This is a genomic window from Streptomyces dioscori, assembly GCF_003024195.1.
In the GTDB taxonomy this organism is placed as follows: Bacteria; Actinomycetota; Actinomycetes; order Streptomycetales; family Streptomycetaceae; genus Streptomyces; species Streptomyces dioscori.
In genome coordinates, this window is sequence record NZ_KZ679039.1 from 649,058 (window position 1) to 672,478 (window position 23,421).

The following is a 23,421-nucleotide window of genomic DNA, read 5'->3' on the forward strand; positions in this document are numbered from 1 at the left end:
GGTCACCGGGTGATGTGGCGTCATCACACCCTGCAGCCAGGGGGCTTGTGCGGCCGTGACACCGGGTTGCCGTCAACGCCCGATCACCGGGCGGCAACCGTTCGTTCATACCCGTGGGAACCGTCACAGTGCTGTCTCCGTAGGACCCCGCCGGTTCCCTGGGTGCGTGCCGGTCCTTAGTCTGACCCTGTCAAGAGCATTGCGGGGAAACGTGAATCAGATGCAGGGCCTGCTTCTCGCAGGCCGCTACCGGCTCGCCGACTCCATCGGCAGTGGCGGCATGGGCCGGGTATGGCGTGCGCGCGACGAAGTGCTGCACCGCTCCGTCGCCATCAAGGAGCTGACGGCCGCGCTCTACGTGTCCGAGAGCGAGCAGGCCGTCCTCCTCGCCCGAACCCGGGCCGAGGCCAGGGCCGCCGCACGCATCAACCACTCGGCCGTCGTCACCGTGCACGACGTACTGGAACACGACGGCCGCCCGTGGATCGTCATGGAGCTGGTCGAGGGCGGCTCGCTCGCCGACGCCGTCAAGGACGCGGGACGCATCGAGCCCAGGGAGGCGGCCCGGGTCGGGCTGTGGGTCCTGCGCGCGCTGCGGGCCGCGCACTCCGCCGGCGTACTGCACCGCGACGTCAAACCCGGCAACGTACTGATCTCCCACGACCGGCGCGTGCTGCTCACCGACTTCGGGATCGCCCAGGTCGAGGGGGACACGACGATCACCCGTACCGGCGAGATCGTCGGGTCGGTCGACTATCTGGCGCCGGAGCGCATCCGCGGCCAGGACCCGGGCCCGTCCGCCGACCTGTGGGCGCTCGGCGCCACGCTCTACACGGCCGTCGAGGGCCGGTCGCCGTTCCGGCGGACCACACCGCTGACGACCATGCAGGCCGTCGTCGGCGAGGAGCCCGACGCCCCGGAGAACGCGGGCCCGCTCACCTCCGTCATCACCGCCCTGCTGCGCAAGGACCCCGCCGAGCGGCCCGGTCCCGACGAGGCCGAGCAGATGCTCGCCGAGGCGGCGGAGGGGCGGGCGCCCGACGCGGCGCAGGCCTATGTGCCGACGCAGCACGGGGACAGCGCGCGGGACCCCCGGGGAACGTACGGGCAGGGAATTCCGGGCGCGTACGGGCCCGCGCAGCCCGCCGGCGCTTCCGGATCCGGCGCTTCCGGGTCCACCGCTTCCGGGTCCGCCGGTCCTGGGTTCGGTGGTGCCGGGTCCGAGGACGCCACCCATGCCGTCGCGCACGGGTCGCAGGGGTCGCACGGCTTCAACGGGTCTGCGGGCGGCCAGTATCCGCAAAGTCCCGGTTCCTACGGCGGCCCGGACGGCCGTGACACCTACGGCAGTCACGGCCGGCCCGCACCCGATCCGGCCGTCGCCACCGCGAACCAGCCGGCGGTGGTCGGGCGGTCCGGGCGGCGACGGTTCCGTACCGTCGCCGCGGTCGTGCTGGCGGCCGCGCTCGTCGGCGGTGGCGGTGTCGCGGCGATGCTGCTCGCGGACGGCTGGGGGGACGACGACGCGTCGAACTCCTCGAACCACTCCTCGCCGCCCAGGACCCCGTCCCCCTCGGGCTCGGGCGGTGAGGACGACGGAAAGCAGACCGAGGCGGCCCAGACCGGTGACGTGCCCGCGGGCTGGGAGCGGGTCGACGACCCCGAGGGTTTCAGCCTCGTACTGCCCGAAGGCTGGAAGCGGCAGGTCGAGGGCACGCAGGTCGACTACACGCCCGACGCCGGTGAGCACTTCGTCCGCATCGCCGTGGACGACTCGCCGGACTTCGACAATCCGTACCGGCATCTCGTCGATCTGGAGCAGCAGATATCGGGGCGGCTGAGCGAGTACCAGCGGGTCGGTCTGGAGTCGAACACCTTCCGGGACCGGCCTGGGGCGCTGTGGGACTTCACGTGGACCGCGCTGGGGAAGGACACGGAGTTTCCTGGGCCTCGGCGGGCCATCGAGCAGGCGTATCTCGGCCGGGACGGGGTCGAGTACGTGATCTATATGTCCGCGCCCGCGGATGACTGGGGGACTGCTCGGGAGCAGTTCGACACGGTTTTGCGGGGGTGGCAGGTGCCGGAGTCCTAGTGTGCGCTCGGCACTGGCCGGGAGTTCGTCGGCTGCGGGCCGGTGGGGGCTGGTCGCGCAGTTCCCCGCGCCCCTAAAAGCAGAAGACAAAAGACCGCGCCGTTCCCCGCGCCCCTGGGGGCCACAGGCCGAAGACTGTGCCGTTCGCCGCGCCCCTGGGGGCTACAGGCCAAGGACTGTGCCGTTCGCCGCGTCCCTTCGGGGTGTGGCCTAGTCGGTTGTCGGCCAACCCTCGTTGCGTGGGCCCGGAAGGGTTCCGTCCGTTGCGGCATGATGGGGGCCATGGCGACCGAGGGGGAAAGACCGGAGGACAACGCCCGTGTCATCGCGGGGCGTTACCGCCTGGAAGCCAGAATCGGCCGCGGTGGCATGGGTGTCGTGTGGCGGGCCACGGACCAGTTGCTGGCCCGGCAGGTCGCGGTCAAGGAACTCGCCGTCGACGCCTCGCTCTCGGCGGCGGAGTCCCGGCTGCAGCGGGAACGCACCCTGCGCGAGGCGCGCGCGATCGCGCAGTTGCGCCATCCGCACATCATCGTCGTGCACGACGTCGTCGAGCAGGACGAACGCCCGTACATCGTCATGGACCTCCTCGAAGGAGGTTCGCTCGCCGAGCGCATCTCCCGGTCCGGGCCCGTCGGCCCGGTCGAGGCGGCGCGGATGGGCATCGACCTGCTCAGCGCGCTGCGCAAGGCGCACGACGCCGGTGTCCTGCACCGCGACCTGAAACCCGCGAACGTACTCCTCACCCTGTCCGGCATCGTCGTCCTCACCGACTTCGGTGTCGCGCAGGTCGCGGGCGCCACGACGCTCACCGAGAGCGGGTCGTTCGTGGGGTCGCCCGAGTACACCGCACCCGAGCGGATGTCGGGCGTCAGGACCGGCCCCGAGTCCGACCTGTGGTCGCTGGGCGCACTGCTCTGCACGGCCCTGAGCGGCGAATCCCCTTTCCGCCGCGACTCGTTGGGCGGCACGCTGCACGCGGTGGTCGTCGACGACATACTGCCGCCCGCCGCCGCCGGACCCCTGCTGCCTGTCGTGCGCGGCCTGCTCGAACGTGATCCGGAGCGGCGGCTCGACGCGGTCGAGGCGGAGCGGCTGTTACGGGTCTTTCTGGACACGGGCCGTATGCCGCAGGTCCCGCCCGGCTATACGCCCTCCCGCCGGGGCGCGTCAGGGCGGGGCACCTCGGGACGGGGCGCGGCGGGACGGGATCCCGGCATCTCGGCGTCGGCGTCGGCGGTCGCGGAACCGGCCGTGCCGCATCCGCTGAGAGCCCCCTTCGCCGTCTCCTCGTCGATGCGCAACGTGCTGATCGCGGCGGCCCTCGTCGCGGCGATGGCCGTGGCGGGTGTGTCGGCGGCCGCGCTGCTGATGGGGGACGGCGGCAACGGGCCGACACTTCCGGGAGGTTCGGTCTCCTCGTCCCGTACGGCCACCGGTGCCACGCCGAGCCCCGGTGTCAGCGCCACCGGCTCCCGGCCCACGGCCTCCGCCGGCCGCACGGTACCCACGGGATACCGTCTCGTCCGCGACGCGGCGGGCTTCTCGCTCGCCGTTCCCGTGGGCTTCACGCGTGAGGCGCAGGGCGAGCGCGTCTACTACATGTCGGCCGGCAAGACCTTCCGCATCGGCGTCGAGGTGTCGGCGCCGGAACCGGGCGGTCCGCTCGCGGTGATGGAACGCGCGGCCGAGAAGGGGCCCGACACCTACCCCGGATACCGCGACGGCCGGGTCACCGAGACCACCCGATCCGGACGCCCCGCCGCGCTCTGGGAGTTCACCTGGGACGGCTTCAGCGCGGCGGAGGGTGCACGGCACATCTACGAACTGTGCTGGGAGGAGGACGGCCGGATGTACGACGTACTGGTGTCGTCGCCGGTCGGCAAGGCGCGGGAAGCGCGGGAGTACTTCGACGTCGCGGTGGACACCGTGGAGCGTAAGGGCTCATGATTCGCATATCGCCGTAAAGCGTGCGTCGTGCGTCACGGGTCTGTGACCGGAAAGCGCCCAGGGTGGAGCGGAGGCGCCCGGCGCGATAAGGATGGACCCCATGAGCAGCAACGGGGGAGCCCCTTACGGACCCGACGAGCCGACGAGTTTCGGTCTGCAACCGCCACGCCCACCGGTCGCCGTGCCCCACCCCGGCAATCCTTACGCCACACCCGCGCAGGCCGTGCCCGAGGTCGCGCCCGAACCCGTGCGCGAGGCCGTGCCGCAGCAGCAGGCGCACCCGGCGCAGCCGCCGCACCCGACAGGGCAGGTGCACGCGGCGCAGCCACCGCACCCGGCAGGGCAGGCGCACCCGACAGCACAGGCGCAACCCGGGCAGCAGGCGCCGCACGAACCCGGCTCCGGCCGGCTCATCGCGGACCGGTACCGGCTGCTCGACAAGCTCGGCCACGGGGGCATGGGAACCGTGTGGCGGGCCAAGGACGAGACGGTGGACCGGGAGGTCGCGGTCAAGGAACCGCGCATCCCCGACCACCTTCCCGAACGCGAACGAGCCAATGTCTCCGAGCGGATGCGCCGCGAGGCACGCGCCGCGGCCCGGCTCGACCACCCGGCCGTCGTCAACGTCCACGACGTCGCCGTGGTCGACGGCCGGCCGTGGATCGTGATGGAACTGGTCCGGGGGCGCTCGCTGGGCGCCGCGCTCCAGGAGGGCACGCTCGGCGCGCGTGAGGCGGCGAGAATCGGCCTGGAGGTGCTCGGCGCGCTGGAGTCCGCGCACGCGGCGGGCATCCTGCACCGCGACGTCAAGCCGGACAACGTCCTGCTCGGCAGGGGCGACCGCGTCGTCCTCACCGACTTCGGCATCGCCCAGATCGAGGGCGAGACGAACCTGACCGACACGGGCGGCTTCGTCGGCTCGCCCGAGTTCATCGCGCCCGAAAGGGTGCTGGGGCAGCGCCCGGGCCCGGCATCCGACCTCTGGTCGCTGGGCGTGGTCCTGTACGCGGCCACGGAGGGCGTGTCGCCGTTCCGCCGCAGCAACACGCCCGCGACGCTGCAGTCCGTCCTCAACGCCACGCCCGCCCCGCCCAACGCGGCCACGGGACCGCTCGCCGAAGCCATCAACGGCCTCCTCGACAAGGACCCGAACCGTCGTCCGGACGCCGCGCGGGTACGTGTCCTGCTGGAGCAGGCCGCGCGACCGCCCCAGCCCGTACCCACCCAGTTCGCACCCACCCAGCTCGCACCCACCCAGGGCGTCCAGCGGCCGGCGCCCGACGGGGCGCACCCCGGTGGCAGGGCGCTCCGCGTCGGCCGCAAGGGGTGGATCGGCCTCGGGGCCGTGGTCGTCGCGGCGGCGGTGGCCGCGTACCTGCTGGTCGCGGACCCGTTCGCCGGGCCGCTGCCGGACGGCTGGAAGAAGACCGACGTGAAGGCGCTGGGCGCCACGATGGCGGTGCCGAAGGGTTACCAGAAGACCGTGCCCAAGCCTGACGCGCCCAAGGACGAACACTGGGTGCAGTTCACCGACCTGAGCGGCACGCTGTGGATCAGCCTGTCGCTGGAGAAGAAGGCCGAGGACACCACCGGGAAGATCGCGGGGACGGCGTCCGCGGAGATGTACGAGGACGACGCGGCCTACAAGCAGAGTGGCGCCTACGGGCTCGGGATGGACTCGGATCCGGCGCCCCGCAGTGATCCCAACGACGTCAAGTACAAGGACCGCAAGGCGGCCCGGAACACTGTGGTCTACTCCAGCACGGACACCGAGAATCCGCGGCCGCGGGAGCTTCAGGTTCTGTACTACAGGACTGCGTCGGGGGACATGTACAAGCTGATGGTCGGTTACCCGGGGAAAGGTGACTTCACGGAGCGGGGGCGGGCGGTTGCCTCTACGGCCATCGCGAACCTGGACATCGACAGGTTGTGAATTTCTGTCTGCGCCGTAAGTGCGGGGTGCCGAGTGCTCTGGCGCGGCATACTGCTGCCTCGGGTCGTCGAACGTCGGGTGCGGCCCGGTGGGGGTTGGCCGAAAGGATTGCGCCGTTCCCCGCGCCCCTGAAGACGCCGGTCGTCTGCGGGACGGTGGGGGTTGCTCGCGCCGTTCCCCGCGCCCCTGAAAAACCGCGTTCGTCTGCGGGATGGTGGGGGTTGGCCGCGCAGTTCCCCGCGCCCCTCGGGGAGGGGCTGCGCCCCGTCCCACCCAGGGGCGCGGGGAACGGCGCAGTCTTTTGTCTTTGCCCTCAGGGGCGCGGGGAACTGCGCGGTCTTTTGGGTTTCAGGGGCGCGGGGAACTGCGCAGGTTTTCGAGGAGAGAGGCGGCAGGCGTGGGCCTGGATCTTGACGGGCGGGCACATGCCCGGCAGCGCTGGGCGGCGCGCAGCGCCCTGACCGCGGCCGGCACCGCCGTACTGCTGCCGATCGCGTTCGGGGGACTCGCGAGCCTGCTGCTCGTCGCGGTGGGAGCGCTCGGCACGGCCGTCACCGTGGCCGCCCTGTGGTGGGTACTGACCCTCAGAGGCCCGTCCCGCGCCGCATCCGTCGCGCTGGCCGTCACGACACCCGCCGCCGTCGTCTGGTTCTTCGCCGCGGAGAACCTGCTCTGGGTCGTCATCGTGTCCCTGACCCTGTGGGGGTTCGCCGTCTGGGCGGGGAAGTTCGCGCTCAGCAGCACCAAGTCGCACACGGTGCGCGTGCGCGAGCACCGGACCCCCGCCCCCACCCGCCCCTTCCTCATCATGAACCCGCGGTCCGGGGGCGGAAAGGTCGAGCGGTTCGGGCTGAAGGAGAAGGCCGAGAAACTCGGGGCCCGGGTCCACCTCCTCGACCCCGAACGGCACGAGGACGTCACCGAACTCGCCCGGCGGGCCGTCGCGGACGGCGCCGATCTGCTCGGTGTCGCGGGCGGCGACGGTACGCAGGCGCTGGTCGCCGCGGTCGCCGCGGAGCACGGCATCCCGTTCCTCGTCGTCAGTGCCGGAACCCGCAACCACTTCGCCATGGACCTCGGGCTCGACCGCAACGACCCGGCGGCGAGCCTCGACGCCCTCACCGAAGGCGGCGTCGAACTCCACGTCGACCTCGGCTTCGCCGACACGTACCCCTTCGTCAACAACGCCTCGTTCGGGGCGTACGCGGTCGTCGTGCAGAGCCCCGAGTACCGGGACGACAAGGTCCGTACGACGTTGGAGCTGCTGCCCGAACTGCTCACGCACCAGCGGGGGCCGCGGCTGACCGCCCGCGTGGAGGAGACGGGCGGGACGGCGGGCACGGAGGCGGGGGGCGCCACCGCGGCGACCGTCGTCGACGGACCCCAGGCCCTCCTGGTGAGCAACAACCCCTACCGCATGGACGATCCGGCGGGCCTCGGCTACCGAGAGCGGCTGGAGTCCGGGGTGCTGGGTGTCCTCGGCGTGCGGGTCGAGAACGCCGCCGAGGCCGCCGGACTCCTGCTGGGCAGGCACTCCACCGGGCTCACGGTGCTGACGGCCCGCGAGGTCGTCGTCGACGCCGACCGCCCCGAGATCGAGGTCGGTGTGGACGGTGAGGCCCTCATGCTGCCCACGCCGGTACGGTGCCGGATCGAGCCCGGTGCCCTGCGCGTACGCGTCCCCGGGAACCGGCCGGGCGTGCCGGAGGCCAAGCCGCCCTTGGACTGGCGCCGGCTGCGCAAACTCGCGGCGGCGGTGGGGCGTACGGCACTCCCCAAGCACCGCACCCTGCCCCGGGAAGAGGCCCTGCCCGCGAACCGGACGCCTCCCACGGCCTGACCCACCGGTGATCTGAGCCCACGGCATCGGCACCCTCGTAGGCGCCCCCGCTCCTGGCGGGCGGCGTCCGGCTCGGTACCTCGCTCTTCCACGAGCAGGGCGGCGCCGACGACCAGCAGCGGATGGCGATCCTCGACAGCGACGAGGTCGTCCAGGGCCGGCTCACGCCGGACTCCGGCCGTCACTGATCGTCCCCGGACAACACCCTGATCAGGGCATTTGCTGCCAGTGATCACTGGCGCCTTGTGTGTACTCGGTGAAACCCTGTTACCGACGGGTACCCAAAGAGCTCGGGCGGGCATACCCTGCGGCTCATGACGGACTCGCAGGCCCCGGCACAGGCCCCGGAAAAGACCGGTACCAACCCTCTCGCGCCCGCCCCCGAAGGCGCCCGTACGGCCGCTGACGTGGTCACGCCCGAGCTGGTCGCCCAGCTCACCCGTGGCGTGGTCGGCTCGGGCCGCACCGCCAACCACACGCCGTTCACCGGCGAGAAGCTGGCCGACCTGCCGGAGTCCACCCCGCAGGACGTGGAGCTGGCCTACGAGCGGGCGCGCGCCGCCCAGTTCCTCTGGGGCCAGATCCCCGTCAAGGAGCGCGCCGCCGTCCTCCTGCGCTTCCACGACCTGGTGCTCGCCCGCCAGGCCGAGGTGCTGGACCTCATCCAGCTGGAGACCGGCAAGGCCCGGCTGCACGCCCACGAGGAGGTCCAGGCGGTCGCCGTCGCGGCCCGCCACTACGGCCGCCGCGCCCCCTTCTACCTGCGTCCCAAGCGGCACGCGGGCGCCATGCCGACCCTCACCAAGGTCACCGAGCTGCGCCACCCGCGAGGCGTCGTCGGCCAGATCGCCCCCTGGAACTACCCGCTGGAACTCTCCGTCGGCGACGCGCTGCCCGCCTTCGTCGCGGGCAACGCCGTGGTGATGAAGCCCGACACCGAGACCTGCCTCACCGCGCTGTGGGCCCGTGACCTGCTGATCGAGGCGGGCCTGCCCGCCGACGTCTTCCAGGTGGTCCTCGGCGAGGGCCCGGTCATCGGCCCGGAGGTCGTCAAGCACGCCGACTACGTCTCCTTCACCGGCTCCACCCGCACCGGCCGCGAGGTCGCCCAGGGCGCGGCGGCCCGGCTGGTCGGCGTCTCCCTCGAACTCGGCGGCAAGAACGCCATGCTGGTCCTGGAGGACGCCGACATCGACCGGGCGGCGGCCGGCGCGGTCCGCGCCTGCTTCTCGTCGGCCGGACAGCTCTGCATCAGCATCGAGCGCTTGTACGTCCACGAGTCGATCGCGGACACGTTCCTGGAGCGGTTCGCCGCACGCACCAAGGCGATGCGGCTCGGCACGTCCCTCGCGTACGGCGCCGAGATGGGCTCGCTGGTCGGCGAACGCCAGCTGGAGACCGTGACCCGGCACGTCGAGGAGGCCGTCGCCAAGGGCGCGACCGTCGTCGCGGGAGGGGTCGCGCGCCCGGACATCGGCCCGTACTTCTTCGAGCCGACCATCCTCGACGGCGTCGAGTCGCCGATGGCGGTCTGCGGCGAGGAGACCTTCGGCCCGGTCGTCTCGATCTACCGCTTCACGGACGAGGACGAGGTGATCGACTCCGCCAACGCGACGGCGTACGGCCTCAACTCGTCGGTCTGGACGAAGGACGGCCGCCGCGGCGCCAAGGTCGCGGCCCGGCTGCGCACCGGAACGGTCAACATCAACGAGGGCTACGGGCCCGCGTACGGCAGCGTCCAGTCGCCGATGGGCGGCATGAAGGACTCCGGCCTCGGCCGCCGCCACGGCTCCGAGGGCATCCTCAAGTACACGGAGGCCCAGACGGTCGCCCAGCAGCGCCTGCTGCCGATGGCCCCGTCCCTGGGCATGGACGACGAGAAGTACGCCCAGTTCATGAGCCGCAGCCTGCGCCTGATGAAGGCATTCCGCTTCCGCTAGTGGTCTTGGAGGGGCTCCGCCCCTCAGGGGCGCGAGGAACTGCGCGAGCAACCACGGATCACCTGCACTGCACGCTCAAAGGGGAGAAGGCACGTGCCTCAGGAAACGTACGACTACGACGTCATCGTCGTGGGCTCCGGCTTCGGCGGCTCCGTCACCGCCCTCCGCCTCACGGAGAAGGGCTACCACGTAGGCGTCCTGGAAGCCGGCCGCCGCTTCACCCGAGGCACACTGCCCAAGAACTCCTGGGACCTCAAGAACTACCTGTGGGCACCGAAGCTCGGCATGTACGGCCTCCAGCGCATCCACCTCCTCGGCAACGTCATGGTGCTCGCCGGCGCGGGCGTGGGCGGCGGTTCTCTCAACTACGCCAACACCCTCTACGTACCGCCGAAGCCGTTCTTCGAGGATCCGCAGTGGAAAGACATCACCGACTGGCAGGAGGAGTTGAAGCCGTACTACGACCAGGCCCAGCGCATGCTCGGCGTACGGCTCAACCCGACCATGACCCCCTCGGACGTCCATCTCAAGGCGGCGGCCCAGCGGATGGGCGTGGGCGACACCTTCCACATGGCGCCGGTCGGTGTCTTCTTCGGTGACGGCGAGGACGCCGATGGGTCCGCGAAGGCGCGGCCGGGGGAGACGGTCGACGACCCGTACTTCGGCGGCGCGGGTCCCGCCCGCAACGCGTGCGCCGAGTGCGGCGAGTGCATGACGGGCTGCCGACACGGCGCGAAGAACACCCTCAACGAGAACTATCTCTACCTCGCGGAGAAGGCGGGCGCGGTCGTCCACCCCCTGACGACCGTCGTGTCCGTCACGGACGACTCGCAGGGCGGTTTCGCCGTCTCGACGCTCCCCACGGACCGCGGACGCAAGGGGAGGGCGCGCGAGGCACGCGTCTTCAAGGCCCGCCGGGTCGTCCTCGCGGCCGGCACCTACGGTACGCAGACCCTGCTGCACCGGATGAAGGACGGCGGTCAACTGCCGTACCTGTCGAAGCGGCTCGGGGAGTTGACCCGTACGAACTCCGAGGCGCTGGTGGGCGCGCAGACCAGCGACCGCCGCTACCGCAAGGCCACCGGCGAGGCGAAGGCGGACTTCACCCGCGGTGTCGCCATCACGTCCTCGATCCACCCGGACGCCAACACGCACATCGAGCCCGTCCGCTACGGCAAGGGCTCCAACTCGATGGGCAGCCTGTCCATCCTCCAGGTGCCGTACACGGAGGGCTCGTCGAGGGCGCTCGCCTGGCTGGTCAACGCGGTGAAGCACCCCACTCTCGTGGCGCGTTCGCTCTCCAACCGCCGCTGGTCGGAGCGGACGATCATCGGCCTGGTGATGCAGTCCCTCGACAACTCCCTGACGACGTACCTGAAACCGAAGGGCGCGGGCAAGGGCCTGCTGACGGCACGCCAGGGGCACGGGGCCCCCAACCCGAAGCAGATCAGGACCGCCTCGGAGGGCGCCTCCGCGATAGCCGCCGAGATCAACGGCTTCCCGGGCTCCAACGTCGGCGAACTGATGGGCACCCCGCTGACCGCCCACTTCCTGGGCGGCTGCCCGATCGGCGCCTCCGCGGAGGAGGGCGTCATCGACCCGTACCACCGGCTGTACGGGCACCCGGGCATCTCCGTCGTCGACGGCGCCGCGGTCTCGGCGAACCTGGGCGTGAACCCGTCGCTGACCATCACGGCACAGGCCGAGCGCGCGATGTCGTACTGGCCCAACAAGGGTGAGACGGACCCGCGTCCGGCGCCCGGCGCAGCGTACGAGCGCCTGGAAGCGGTCGAGCCGCTCACCCCCGCGGTCCCGGCGGACGCCTTCGGCGCCCTGAAACTCCCGTTCCTCGGCATGCCGACGATCCCACCGAAGAAGTGAAGAAGTAGCTGGAAGAAGTAGTGGGAAGAAAAGAAAAAGACGAAGGACCTGCGCCCCCCTCCGAGCGCAGGTCCCTACGTCTTGTCGCACATACAGCAAGTCGGTCAAGCGTGACGCGTCCGCGCCCCTCAGAGGGCGCAGCCCTCAAGGGGCGCGGGGAACTGCGAGCCCAGCCCCCACCGGGCCCGCAGCCGATCACCCGCCCCCCAGCGGGCAGCTACGCGTCGGACCCGGCCTTACGACGCCGGGCAACAACAACCGCCCCCACACCAGCGACCAGCGCAACCCCACCCACGAGCCCGATGGTCGGCAGCGCGGAACTCGACCCGGTCTCGGCGAGATTCCCGGTCACCTGCGGAGTGTTGGCCTTGTCCGGCGTCTTGTCGCTGACCGGCGCCTTGCCGCCTTCCTGCGGCTTCGTGCCGCCGGTGTCCGTACCCGCGGCGACGATCCGGAACTTGTACGCGACCTCACCGAAGCCGGTGCACTCCGCGTCGTCGTCACCGTAGATCGTCGCGCCGAGCGAGAAGCCCGCGCCGACCGGAGCGGTGGACTTCACGTTGATACGCAGCGGGACGTGGACCTCGTAGTCGGGCTTGAGCTCGTCGGTGTAACCGACGAAGCCGACCGCGTACCCCTCTTCGTCGAGGTTCTCCCAGACCTTGTCGTCCGGGTTCCAGGCCTGGAGCTGGACCTGCTTGCTCTTGAAGAGGTCCGTGCCGTCCACGTCGGAGGAGGCGCCGGCCAGGAAGTCGAGGTCCTGGAGCGTCGAGTCGGAGGAATTCAGGACGTTCAGCGAGAACTTGTGCCAGCCGCTGCCCACGGCGATCTTGCCGGGCAGGCCGGTGATGCTGACGTCGACCTTGGTGTCCTCACACACGGACGGCTCGGGGTCGGGGGTCTCGGACGCCTCGGGCGGGGTGGTGCTCGGCGCCGGGGTGGTCGCCGGCGGCGTCGAGGTCGGCGTGCCCGCGGGGGTCGTGGAGGTCGGCGGCGTCGTCGTGGGCGTCGCGGCGGGCGTCGTCGTCCCGGCGGTCTCGGTCTCCGTCGCACCCGGCGTCACGGACGCGCTCGTGGTCTCGGTCCCGGTGGGCGTGGGGTCGGTCGCATAAGCGGCCGGAGCCGACAGCAGCGCGAGCGGGGCTATGACAGCCGTCGTGGCCGCAGCGGCCATGACACGGCGAAGCTTCATGAAGACCTCGGAAAGTCCGGTGCGCCGCGATGTCACGGCACGAGATTCGGGAGGCCTCCGCGTGGCGGTCGCGGGTATGGCCGTTGGTTCCGTGAGTGAGACCTGTGACTGGTGTGAAGGGTTGTCCTCGAACTCACAGAAATTTTATGTGGGCTGGGTCACAGCAGGGCCCGACTTGTGAACTCCCTTGTCCACGCCTTAGAACTGACCCTCGGTCGACTGTTCGAGTACGTGGATCAGTACGTGGATCAGTACCTCGATCAGTACGTCGACCGGCACGTCAGCCATGGGGGAGAGGCGCGAACGTCGTGAGTGAGAAGCCGTCCGGGAAGCCGCCCGAGGAGCACGGGGAGTCGGGAGAATCCGGGGGGTCCGGGGAGTCCGTGGGACTCGGGGAGTCCCTGCCGGACGACGTGTGGGAGCGGTTCGTCCAGGACAGCGAACGGGACATTCGGATCTCGCAGGCGCCCAAGGAGCCATCCGCGCGCGCCCGCATGGTGACCGAGCGGCTGCGGCAGCAGGACGCCCGCGGTGAACGGCCCCCGGCCTGGCGCGCGGACCCCGTCGGCCCGCGGGCGAACGGGCGCGGAGCCCGGCGCCGCAAGGTGTGGACCGTCGTCGGCATCCCGCTCGCCCTCGTGGTGGCCGTGGTCGCCATGAAGCCGTCCCTGCTGCCCGGCGACCCCTTCGGCACGGACTCGAACCCGAACTCGGACGCGGCCCTGGGCGCGGGCTCGCAGACCGCGGCCCCGCTGCCCGCGGAGACCGCGCCCGAGACCGCGGCCCCGGCTGCCGCGCCCGGAACGCCCACCCTGGACGAGCCCTTCGCCGGTTCACCGGCCGCGCGGTACGCCGACGGCGCCGCCGGGATCGTACTGCCGGAGGCGAAAGCGGTCGGCGCGTTCTCGAAGGAGCAGGTCGCCGAGGCCCTGGAGCAGAGCAGGACCCTGCTCGTCGGGGCGAACGTCGACCGCGGGACGCTGCTCGGCAACACCCCGGAGACCGTCCTCGGCGAGGTGCTCGACCCCAAACAGCCCGAACTCGTGGACGACCTGAGGTCCTGGCTGCGCAAGCCCGGCAAGGACCACGATCCGCTGCGATTCTTCAGCCGCTTCGACCTGGGCGAGGTACGGCTCGTCGGCGACGTGGTCAAGACCCGTGGCCGTACGACGTTCGAGGCGGGCAAGGACGGGGCGCTGGACATCCACGTCGACTACACCTTCGTCTACGCGCTGGCCCCCGCCGACCCGGACTCCACCGAGGTGGCCCGCACCATCGTCCGCCGCGTCATCGACCTGCGGCTGCTCAACCCCGCGAAATACGAGGCCACGCCGGGCAGGCTGGCGGTCATCAGGTACGACGACGACATCGCCAACTCCGCCTGCGACGTCCACGACGGCTTCCTGCACCCGCGGCTGGCCTCCGGCGGACCGGCGGGCGCGCCGCCGAGCGGGCCGGCGGTCGACCCGTACGACCGCAGCCGGGACATCGGAGACGGCTCCGGCGGCTCCGGTGGCTCCAGCGATTCCGGTGGCTCCGGAGATTCCGGCGGGGAGCCGTGTGGGACGGTGTCGCGCACATGATGACAAGGATGAAGATGAAGATCTCGCGCCCTCTGGTGGCCGCGTCGGCCGTCGTCGCCCTCGCTTGCGTCGCGGCGTGCGGTGGGGGCGGGAACGGCGCCGATGGGCACGGGAAGTCCTCGCGGTCGAAGACGGGCGGAGGGACGACCGGTGGCGAGGGGACGAAGGCACCCGCCGAGGGCAGCGAGGGCGGCGAGGGGGGCGGCGAGGACACCAAGGTCCCGCAGGACACGGGGTCCTCGCAGGGCACGCGCGACCCGCAGGGCTCCCCGGGCGGTGGCGCCGCGAAGAGCGACGGGCCCCTGACCAAGGCGCAGTTGAAGAAGGCCGCGCTGGCGACGGGTGACGTCAAGGGCTTCGAGATCAAGGAGTCGGAGGGGGCGGACCTCCTGGGCCAGACCGTCCCGGCGACCCCGTCGAAGTGCCAGCCGATCGCCGACATGTTCCTGTTCTCCACCGACCCCGCCTCGCGTGCGGGAGTCAGCCGCGGTGCCGTGCCGAAGAGCGAGACGAACGCCTCGGTGATCACGTTCGCCCTCCTCTCGTACCCGTCCGGCGAGGCCGACACGGTGATCGACGGCCTGCGTTCGGCGACCAAGGACTGCACGGCGTACCGGCATGCCGACTACGACTACAAGGACGTCGAGGCGGTGGCCGACCCGGGCCTGGGTGACGAGTCCGTCGCGTTCAGGCTGGTCGCCTCGATCGAGGGGGCGCAGGTGCCCGCCGCGTACACGGTCGTCCGCGCCGGTACGACGCTGGTGGCCTTCAGTTCGATGAACATGCTGGACGCGGACGAGATCGAGGTGCCGACCAAGCTGGTCAAGGCCCAACTGGCCAAGCTGGCGAAGAAGACCGCCTAGCCCGCCGCGAGCCGATACCCGGGACCCGGGATAGGAGACCAGGGAGCCGGAAGGCCGGCGGCCGGTGCAGGCGAAGGGCCCCGCGGGACGATCCGCGGGGCCCTTCGTGGTCAGCACCGACGTCAGGGCAGCGCCGGTGCCTGGGGAGGCGGCGCCGGGGGGTAGCGCCGCCCACTGGCTTGTGCGTCCGCCGGTCTGCGCCCGGCGCACCAGGGGAGTGCGCGTGGTCTCGACCAATGGCGGTAAGGCGGTGCAATACGGATGTCGCTTGAGGAGTCGGGGTGTTCTAGGCATCGTGCTCGATGGGCCGCGGCCTACGCAACCGTTTCGACCGCGCTTGCACAGATTCCGCCGGTCGGCTCCGGGCGTCCCCGGAGCCGACCTCTCTTGGGTGACCGGGCTGCTGTCCCCTGCCGTCCGGTCACTTCTCTGGAACGGGGTCCCACGGCGCACGTCCGTACGCCTCCCGCTCCAGTGGAGCCACGCGTGGTTCTTCGGGCCCGCCCCTGGCTGGCACGGACATCGGGAGAACGAAGCCCGCCGGGGGACGGTCACGCGCCGTACGGGTGAGAGGGCATGCGTACGTGCGTGCACCGGACGTCCGTCGTACGCACATGTCGTACACGACGCCGCCCTGCACCCTGCCCTGCCCCTCCCGGGTTGCCCCCCGTCCTGCACGCCGTCCCTCAGATGCGGCCCCGGCACAGCTCCAGGAGCGTCATCGCGAGCGCGGTGCCCGGCTTGCCCAGCGCCTCCCTGTAGTGGCCGAGCACCTCCATCTCGCGCGACAGGTTCACCCGGCGGCCCCCCGAGGTGATCCGGGCCTCCTGGATGACCGCCGAGACGGCCATGCGTTCCTGGACCAGGCCGATGATGCGGTCGTCGAGGGTGTCGATGCGTTCGCGGGCGCCGGTGATGACGTCCGCGGCCTCTTCGGTGCGGGCGCCGGTCTTGTCGGTGGGGGTGGCTGTGCTCATTCGAGGGCTCCTTGGGATGGGATGCCCCGGAGCGGCAAGGTCCGGAAAACGCAGGCGCCCCGGGCCTTGTCGGCCCGGGGCGCCTGGGAAGTCGCTTGTCAGTTGCTCAAGCAGCACGACCATGGCAGCCGGGGGGCCGGTTGCCATAGGTAAAGACGAAGGTCTGGTGCGTGAGCATGGAAGCAGTATGCCTGCGCGCCGGGCGGCAACCAACCTGGCCCGCATTCTGAGACACCGGGTTTCTCGCCCCCGCCGCCCCTATCCTTCCCGTCACTGACTCGGGGGCGCCGCCCCCGAACCCCCGCTCCTCAAACGCCGGACTGGCTGAATACGTCGCGGGCGGGCTGAGAGATGCCGGCGCAGCCGCAACTCTCAGCCCGCCCGGCGTTTGAGGGCAAAGGGGGCGAGGGGGCGCAGCCCCCATGCGTGGACGGGAATGGGTAGGGGCGGCGGGGGCGAAAACCCGCCGTGACCCCCCGCCCCCGGACCCCCGTTAGAATCAATCGCACAGCCCCGCAAAACCGCCGGAAGGCAAACCGTGCCAGAAGCGTCCCCCGCCGCCACCCCCGAAACCCCCGACACCGTCCTGGTCGTCGACTTCGGCGCGCAGTACGCCCAGCTCATCGCCCGCCGAGTCCGTGAGGCCCGGGTCTACAGCGAGATCGTCCCGAGCACCATGCCGGTCGACGAGATGCTCGCCAAGAACCCCGCGGCGATCATCCTCTCCGGCGGCCCCTCGTCGGTGTACGCGGAAGGCGCCCCCCGCCTGGACCGCGCGCTCTTCGAGGCCGGCGTCCCCGTCTTCGGCATGTGCTACGGCTTCCAGCTGATGGCGACCACCCTCGGCGGCACGGTCGACAACACGGGCGCCCGCGAGTACGGCCGTACACAGCTGCACGTCAGCAAGTCCGGCTCGACGCTCTTCGAGGGCACCCCGGACGAGCAGCAGGTGTGGATGTCGCACGGCGACGCCTGCTCCGCCGCCCCCGAGGGCTTCACCGTCACCGGCTCCACGGACGTCGTCCCGGTCGCGGCCTTCGAGAACGACGAGAAGAAGCTGTACGGGGTCCAGTACCACCCCGAGGTCATGCACTCCACGCACGGCCAGCAGGTGCTCGAACACTTCCTCTACCGGGGTGCGGGCCTGAGCCCGGACTGGACCACCGGCAACGTCATCGAGGAGCAGGTCGCGCTGATCCGCGAGCAGGTCGGCGACAGGCGCGCCATCTGCGGCCTCTCCGGCGGCGTGGACTCCGCGGTCGCCGCGGCCCTCGTGCAGAAGGCCATCGGCACCCAGCTGACCTGCGTGTACGTCGACCACGGTCTGATGCGCAAGGGCGAGACCGAGCAGGTCGAGAAGGACTTCGTGGCGGCCACCGGCGTACAGCTGAAGGTCGTGGACGCGGAGGAGCGCTTCCTCACCGCCCTCAAGGGCGTCTCGGACCCCGAGGAGAAGCGGAAGATCATCGGCCGCGAGTTCATCCGGGTCTTCGAACAGGCCCAGGCGGAGATCATCGCGGACGAGGGACCGGAGGTGGCGTTCCTCGTCCAGGGCACGCTCTACCCGGATGTGGTCGAGTCCGGTGGCGGTACGGGCACCGCCAACATCAAGTCCCACCACAACGTGGGCGGACTCCCCGAAGACCTTGAGTTCCAGCTGATCGAACCGCTGCGTCAGCTCTTCAAGGACGAGGTCCGCATGGTCGGCCAGGAGCTCGGCCTGCCGGACGAGATCGTCCAGCGCCAGCCGTTCCCCGGCCCCGGTCTGGGCATCCGGATCGTCGGCGAGGTCAACAAGGAGCGGCTCGACCTGCTCCGCGAGGCCGACGCCATCGCCCGCGAGGAGCTGACGGCCGCCGGTCTCGACCGCGACATCTGGCAGTGCCCGGTCGTACTGCTCGCCGACGTCCGCTCCGTCGGGGTCCAGGGCGACGGCCGCACGTACGGCCACCCGATCGTGCTGCGGCCCGTCTCCTCCGAGGACGCCATGACCGCCGACTGGTCGCGGCTGCCGTACGACGTCCTCGCGAAGATCTCGACCCGCATCACGAACGAGGTCGCGGACGTCAACCGCGTCGTCCTCGACGTGACGTCGAAGCCGCCGGGCACCATCGAGTGGGAGTAGCGGTCCTGGTTCCTCCGGGGCTCAGGTCCGCCTGAGGGTGCGCACCGGCACCCCGGGCTGCCAGATCTGGACGACGAGATACGTGTCGTCCTCGACGTAGGTCCGTACGACCTCCGTCAGTTCGGTGCGGAAGAGGTGGAACGGCTCCGGCGGTTTCACCTCTTCGCTGTACCCCGCCTTCTCCGCCGGGTCCTGGACCTCGACCGCCCGGCCCGCGATCCGTACGTCGCCGCCGGCCATCTCCGTGCCCGCCCCCGGGTTCGCCTGCAGGGCGAAACGCGGGTCCCGGCGCAGGTCCAGCGCCTTCATGGAGTCCGGCATCATGCCGAGCCACAGCTCCCCGTTCAGGAAGCGGACCTCCAGACCGGACGTGCGGGGCGACCCGTCCTTGCGGAGGGTCGCCAAGACGTGGTGCGTGAACGCCGCGAACCGTTCCTCGACGGTCCTGGCGAGGTCCGATTCCGCGGCGGTGAAGGCCGCCCAGTTCGACGTCGTCCGAGTCATCCGAGTCACCAAACCATCCGAGTCACCGAGTCGTCCGGGTCATGTGCGTCATGTGCGTCATACGGCGAGTGTGACGCCGATACCCGACGTCTAGTGGCGCCTTTTTGGCAGTGGGTTGCGCAGGTTGGTCCGGCGGGAGTTGCGGTCCGCCGACCGCAGACGGCGGGCGAGCCGGTCCTTGCGTACCACCTCCAGGCGCAGGAGGAGCGCGAACACCGCGGCCATCATGGCGCCCGCGGCGAGCGAGGCCGTCCAGCCCGCGGGTATCAGCAGCAGCGCCATGAACGCCGCGCTGGCGCTCATGAACACGGCTTTGCGCCGCCAGTCGAGGTCGTCGTCCAGGGAGTCGAACTCGATGCGGGTCTTCAGCAGACTCACCGTCGGTGCCACGTCCGGCAGGGGCCTCAGCGTGCCCGGACGCATACCGGGCGCGCGGCCCGCTGCCAGCCTGCCCAGTGCCGCCGTACTGCGCTCGCGGGCCTCGGGCCGGGAGTCGCGCACCAGCCGGACCTGAAGCGTCTGGCCGACCCGGCTCGTCCGCTCGTACCGGAAGCCGTACTGCACGGCGATGTAGGTGAGCGCGGCGAGGCGGCGTGGGGAGCCGGCCCGGTCGTCCAGCACGACCACGTCACGCGTCGCGACCTGCCTGAGCATGTCCGTGACCAGACGGTCGGCTCTCGTGGTCCTCTTGGCCGTCCTGGCCGCCTTGGCCGTCCTGGTTCTCTTTGTCCTCTTGGTTCTCTTGTCTGTCCTGATGTTCCTCATGTTCGTCATGGGCGGGACGGTGATGCGGTCGCGGGGCGCGGTCCGCACAGCGTGTGGGGAAGGCTGTGCACGGGGGGTCCCTCCAGGGGGCGTCGGGGCGGGTGCCCGACGGGTGTGATGGCTCCGGTCAGGCAGACCAGCGATCTCGTACAACGGTTGTGCACTCTCTTCTTCGACATCTCTGTTCTCCTGCGCTGACCGCCGGTAACTTCCCGCCCGTAAACACGTACGGAGTCCGCCCCTCAGGGCTGGAGGACATATGCACGGGCCCACACCGCCCCTGCCCCTTCCCACCGACAGACTGCGGTTCGCGATGCCGCCCATGCACGAGTCGCTCGACGACGAGCGCCGGCACCGCAAGGAACGCCTGGCGGGCGCGCTGCGGCTCTTCGGGCGGCTCGGTTTCGAGGACGGGGTCTCCGGCCACATCACCGCGCGCGACCCGGAGTACAGCGACTGCTTCTGGGTGAACCCGTTCGGAATGCCCTTCAAGCATGTCACCGTCGGCGACCTGGTGATGGCCAACGAGGACGGGCAGGTGCTGGAGGGCCGCTATCACGTGAACCAGGCTGCGTTCACCGTGCACGCCCAGGTGCACGCGGCCCGGCCCGACGTCGTCGCGGTCGCCCACTGCCACTCGGTGCACGGGCGCGCGCTGTCCGCGCTCGGCGATCTCCTCGACCCGATCACCCAGGAGAGCTGCGCGTTCTACGAGGACCACGCGCTGTACGACGCCTACTCGGGGGTCGCCGTGGACGCCGAGGAGGGACGGCGGATCGCCTCCGCGCTCGGCTCGTTCAAGGCGCTCGTGCTGCGCAACCACGGGCTGCTGACGGTCGGCGACTCGGTGGACGCGGCGGCCTGGTGGTTCCTGTCCATGGAACGCTCCTGCCAGGTGCAGCTCACCGCCCGCGCGGCCGGCCGGCCGGTGCTGATCGACCACAAGCAGGCGGTCGCGACGCGGGAACAGGCCGGCGGGGACCTCGTGGCGTGGATCAACTACCAGCCGCTGTGGCAGGACATCAGCCGCAGCGAGCCGGACCTGCTGTCCTGACGTGTCGCAAAACCTTACGTGTCACCGGATGTGCCGCGCCACGAGACGTGCCGCGCCACGAGACGTGCCGCGCCACAAGACGTGCCGCGCCACGAGACATGCCTCGTCGGGGAGGGCGCGGCTCACCGGAAGTCGCGCAGCACGGCCGCTTTCGTCGTCGCGAACTCCTCGTCGGTGAGCACGCCGTCGCGATGCAACTCACCCAACTCCCGCAGCCGTCGCAGGAGTACGTCGTGAATGTCCTCCGGGGACGGCTGGAGTTCTCGGGTCCCTTGGCGCGCGCGGGGAGTCCGGGACGCCTGGGGCGGTACGGAATCCTCGGACGCGGCGGCCAGGAGGCGGGACGGATCGCCCCGTACCAACTCGCCCCGCACGAGCGCGCCCCGGCCCTGCCCGCCGGTCGCGGTTCGGGCGGACGGGTGCGGGAGGCGGGCCATGACCGCGGTGGCGACGAGGGCCGTGAGCAGATCGCGGCGGGCGCTGCCCCACAGGTCGAGCGCGAACGGATCCTTCTCCGGCGGCAGCTTGGAGAACACCGAGTCGGTCGTCACGAACCGCAGGAAGCCGTCCTCGTAACCGGAGTTGGGCAGCCACTCCACCTGCACCAGATCCGGCAGGCCGATGATGCGCGGGCCCGTCGCGCGCTTCACCCGGTCCGAGGTGTCGCTCCAGTCGATACGGACCCTGGCTCCGTCGAAGGAGACCGTGCCGTCGCTGGAGCGGACCGAGACGGGCACCGGCGGGCCGGGCAGCAGATACGCCGCGGCCGGTTCCTTGGGAATCTGTTCGATGAGCAGGGCGTGCCGGATCTCCTCGGCGACGTACTCGGCGACCCCCGAACGGTCGATGTCCACCGACAGCCGGTACGGATCCGCCGCGTCGGGCAGCCGGCCCCCGGTCGCCTGGAGGAGCGGGTCGGCGCCCTCGCGGAGTCTCAGCCGCAGCCGGCCACGCTTGCGTTCGGGCTCGTAGACGACACCCGCGACCGCTTCGAGGGGCACGGCGATCTCTCCGTACGTCTGCCGGAACAGCGGCACGGAACGGTGCAGTCCCGGGGTGATCCGGACCGTGCTGCCGTCGAAGGCCCAGGTCCCGTCGCGCTGGATGATCTCGGCCATACGGAAATTCTCGCAGCCGGGTCAACACGGGGGTGGCCGGTTCACCCGCGCTGACCGGACCTGGCGGACGCGGGGGGTGTGCGGTACGGCACAATGCGCTGTCGTCACAAGGCAGTTGTGCGGCTGCGCAGGTGTGCGGTGGGCGGATGTGCGGTGGGTGGGTGTGCGCGGTGGTCGGGCGCACGGCCGAAGAATTCTCGACAGAGCGGTGCGGAAGGCGGCAACGGGCGTGGCGGTGCAGGAGACGGGACAGAGCACGGGGCGTGACCCCGGCCGGGGTCCCGGTCGGAGCGGGCACGAGGGCGGCTGTGCCTGCGGGGACTGCCCGCACGGGGCGCGGGAGGGGCATCGGCGGGCCGTCGCCGCGTTCCTCTCCAAGCGGGACGAACTGGCGTCGGGGCACGGACTGCCGGCCGCGGTCGCGCACTCGGCCGGAGCCTCGCGTCAGTGGGTGTCGGACGCGCTGACCCAGTCCGCGGACCTCGTCGCCGAGCGCGGCCGGGCCGAGGGCGAGGTCTGGCTCGGCCTCGTCTGGCGGCGAACGGTCGCCGCGGTGTGGGGCCTTGTGGCCGTCCTGCTGCTGGTGCAGGCGCTCACCGCGATCGGGGCGGGCTGGACGTCCGCGCGCACCGCCGGACTGCTCGCGGCGGTCGTCGTGGCCGTGCTGCTGACCGCGGCCTCGTGGTTCCACCGGGCGCGCGGCGGAGTGCTGGCGCCGGTCATCGGTGAGGACAACCGGCTCTCCACCTCCCGCGTGGTGGCCGCCGGCTGGGTGCTGTTCGTCGTCTACGCGGTGCTGGTACTGGCCGGGCGGCTCGCCGGGGCGTCCTCGCACACCGAACGCGACTCCCTGATCGAGGGGCTCGAACTCGCCCGGGGCGCGGGCATCGTGACCGTCCTCGCCGTTGTGTGCGCGATCGCCGTCCTGGTGCGGCGGGTCGTCGGGCTGCGGGTTCTCGGACAGCGGCTGCAGAAGGTACGGGCCGACCGGCCGCGGGCCGCCGACCTGCTGACCGACGACTCCGGACGCGGCAGCTTCGCGGACACCCAGTACGCGGTACTGGGTGCCGTCGCGCTGGTGTTCGCGGCCGTACGGCTGGCCCGGCGTCCCGAGCAGCTGCCGGACCTGCCGTGGGGACTCGCGGTCATGGTGCTGATCTCGGCCGCCACGTACGTCGCCGCGAAGTACGCCGAGGGCGGCCGGCCGGTGATCCTCTCGGTCGTGCGCTCCCGCGAGGCCGGGGACCTGGACGCGCCGATCAGGACCGGCGACGACATCGAGATCCGGGGCGCCGGGTTCGTGCCGCCCGGCGCACAGAGCGCCGACCGGCTGTCGCGGATGGTGGTACGCATCGGCGCGGTACACGTACACGTCCCGCTGGTCCCGGTGCCGGGCGGTTTCAGCAACCCCTCCGACGCCGTCCTCACCGTGCCCGTACCCGCGGACGTGGAACCGGGCCGGGTGGAGGTACAGGTCGTCACCGCGGCGGGCGTGGAGACCAACCGTGTGGAGATCGACGTCACGGACTGAGAACGCTCGGACCACTGCGGAACTCCCACCCTTCCGGCGATCGGGATCATGGGGAATCAGGGGATCACGGGAT

General features: G+C 71.3%; 16 protein-coding genes. 11 read left to right on the forward strand and 5 right to left on the reverse strand.

Annotated features, from left to right (window positions below; translation table 11 throughout):
* Positions 1-220: 220 nt before the first annotated feature.
* From C6Y14_RS07495 to C6Y14_RS07520, 6 genes are all read left to right on the forward strand, one after another.
* Entirely contained in the window at positions 221-2,092 is a 1,872-nt protein-coding gene (locus tag C6Y14_RS07495) for a serine/threonine-protein kinase (protein ID WP_107015693.1), read from the forward strand.
* A 282-nt stretch (positions 2,093-2,374) separates the two neighbouring features.
* On the forward strand, positions 2,375-4,042 hold the full coding sequence (locus tag C6Y14_RS07500; protein WP_107015694.1) for a serine/threonine-protein kinase: 1,668 nt from the start codon (positions 2,375-2,377) through the stop codon (positions 4,040-4,042).
* A gap of 100 nt (positions 4,043-4,142) precedes the next feature.
* Entirely contained in the window at positions 4,143-5,975 is a 1,833-nt protein-coding gene (locus tag C6Y14_RS07505; protein WP_107015695.1) for a serine/threonine-protein kinase, read from the forward strand.
* A 397-nt stretch (positions 5,976-6,372) separates the two neighbouring features.
* A complete protein-coding gene (locus C6Y14_RS07510) occupies positions 6,373-7,815 on the forward strand; it encodes a diacylglycerol/lipid kinase family protein (RefSeq protein ID WP_107015696.1) in 1,443 nt (480 codons plus the stop codon).
* Between the two features lie 314 nt (positions 7,816-8,129).
* The gene (locus tag C6Y14_RS07515; protein ID WP_107015697.1) at positions 8,130-9,755 is read left to right on the forward strand and encodes a succinic semialdehyde dehydrogenase; all 1,626 of its coding nucleotides are present in this window, start codon (positions 8,130-8,132) and stop codon (positions 9,753-9,755) included.
* A gap of 93 nt (positions 9,756-9,848) precedes the next feature.
* Positions 9,849-11,636 (forward strand): GMC oxidoreductase, encoded by a 1,788-nt coding sequence (locus C6Y14_RS07520; RefSeq protein WP_107015698.1) that lies wholly within the window; start codon positions 9,849-9,851, stop codon positions 11,634-11,636.
* Between the two features lie 217 nt (positions 11,637-11,853).
* Here C6Y14_RS07520 and C6Y14_RS07525 read toward each other — a convergent pair whose 3' ends face one another.
* A complete protein-coding gene (locus C6Y14_RS07525) occupies positions 11,854-12,828 on the reverse strand; it encodes an LAETG motif-containing sortase-dependent surface protein (RefSeq protein ID WP_199854658.1) in 975 nt (324 codons plus the stop codon).
* 308 nt (positions 12,829-13,136) lie between these two features.
* On the opposite strand from C6Y14_RS07525, the gene C6Y14_RS07535 reads away from it, so the two are divergent.
* Positions 13,137-14,411 carry a hypothetical protein gene (locus tag C6Y14_RS07535; RefSeq protein WP_404828726.1) on the forward strand — a complete coding sequence of 425 codons (1,275 nt, stop codon included), beginning with the start codon at positions 13,137-13,139 and terminating at the stop codon, positions 14,409-14,411.
* Between the two features lie 8 nt (positions 14,412-14,419).
* Positions 14,420-15,274 carry a hypothetical protein gene (locus C6Y14_RS07540; protein WP_225890946.1) on the forward strand — a complete coding sequence of 285 codons (855 nt, stop codon included), beginning with the start codon at positions 14,420-14,422 and terminating at the stop codon, positions 15,272-15,274.
* 686 nt (positions 15,275-15,960) lie between these two features.
* On the opposite strand, the gene C6Y14_RS07545 is transcribed toward C6Y14_RS07540, so the two are convergent.
* Positions 15,961-16,251, reverse strand: a complete 291-nt coding sequence (locus C6Y14_RS07545; protein ID WP_107015701.1) for a chorismate mutase — start codon at positions 16,249-16,251, stop codon at positions 15,961-15,963.
* A 538-nt stretch (positions 16,252-16,789) separates the two neighbouring features.
* On the opposite strand from C6Y14_RS07545, the gene guaA reads away from it, so the two are divergent.
* Positions 16,790-18,376 carry a glutamine-hydrolyzing GMP synthase gene (gene guaA, locus C6Y14_RS07550; protein ID WP_107015702.1) on the forward strand — a complete coding sequence of 529 codons (1,587 nt, stop codon included), beginning with the start codon at positions 16,790-16,792 and terminating at the stop codon, positions 18,374-18,376.
* Between the two features lie 21 nt (positions 18,377-18,397).
* Here the strand turns inward: guaA and C6Y14_RS07555 are convergent, their stop codons facing one another.
* Positions 18,398-18,880 (reverse strand): pyridoxamine 5'-phosphate oxidase family protein, encoded by a 483-nt coding sequence (locus C6Y14_RS07555; protein WP_107015703.1) that lies wholly within the window; start codon positions 18,878-18,880, stop codon positions 18,398-18,400.
* 90 nt (positions 18,881-18,970) lie between these two features.
* Entirely contained in the window at positions 18,971-19,534 is a 564-nt protein-coding gene (locus C6Y14_RS07560) for a hypothetical protein (RefSeq protein WP_107015704.1), read from the reverse strand.
* A 370-nt stretch (positions 19,535-19,904) separates the two neighbouring features.
* Between C6Y14_RS07560 and C6Y14_RS07570 the strand changes: the two genes are divergently transcribed.
* Positions 19,905-20,699 (forward strand): class II aldolase/adducin family protein, encoded by a 795-nt coding sequence (locus C6Y14_RS07570; protein ID WP_107015706.1) that lies wholly within the window; start codon positions 19,905-19,907, stop codon positions 20,697-20,699.
* A gap of 122 nt (positions 20,700-20,821) precedes the next feature.
* On the opposite strand, the gene C6Y14_RS07575 is transcribed toward C6Y14_RS07570, so the two are convergent.
* A complete protein-coding gene (locus C6Y14_RS07575) occupies positions 20,822-21,817 on the reverse strand; it encodes a DUF4429 domain-containing protein (protein ID WP_107015707.1) in 996 nt (331 codons plus the stop codon).
* Positions 21,818-22,046: 229 nt separating this feature from the next.
* Between C6Y14_RS07575 and C6Y14_RS07580 the strand changes: the two genes are divergently transcribed.
* Complete coding sequence (locus tag C6Y14_RS07580) at positions 22,047-23,348, forward strand: hypothetical protein (RefSeq protein WP_107015708.1); 1,302 nt, start codon at positions 22,047-22,049, stop codon at positions 23,346-23,348.
* The last annotated feature ends 73 nt before the right edge of the window (positions 23,349-23,421 follow it).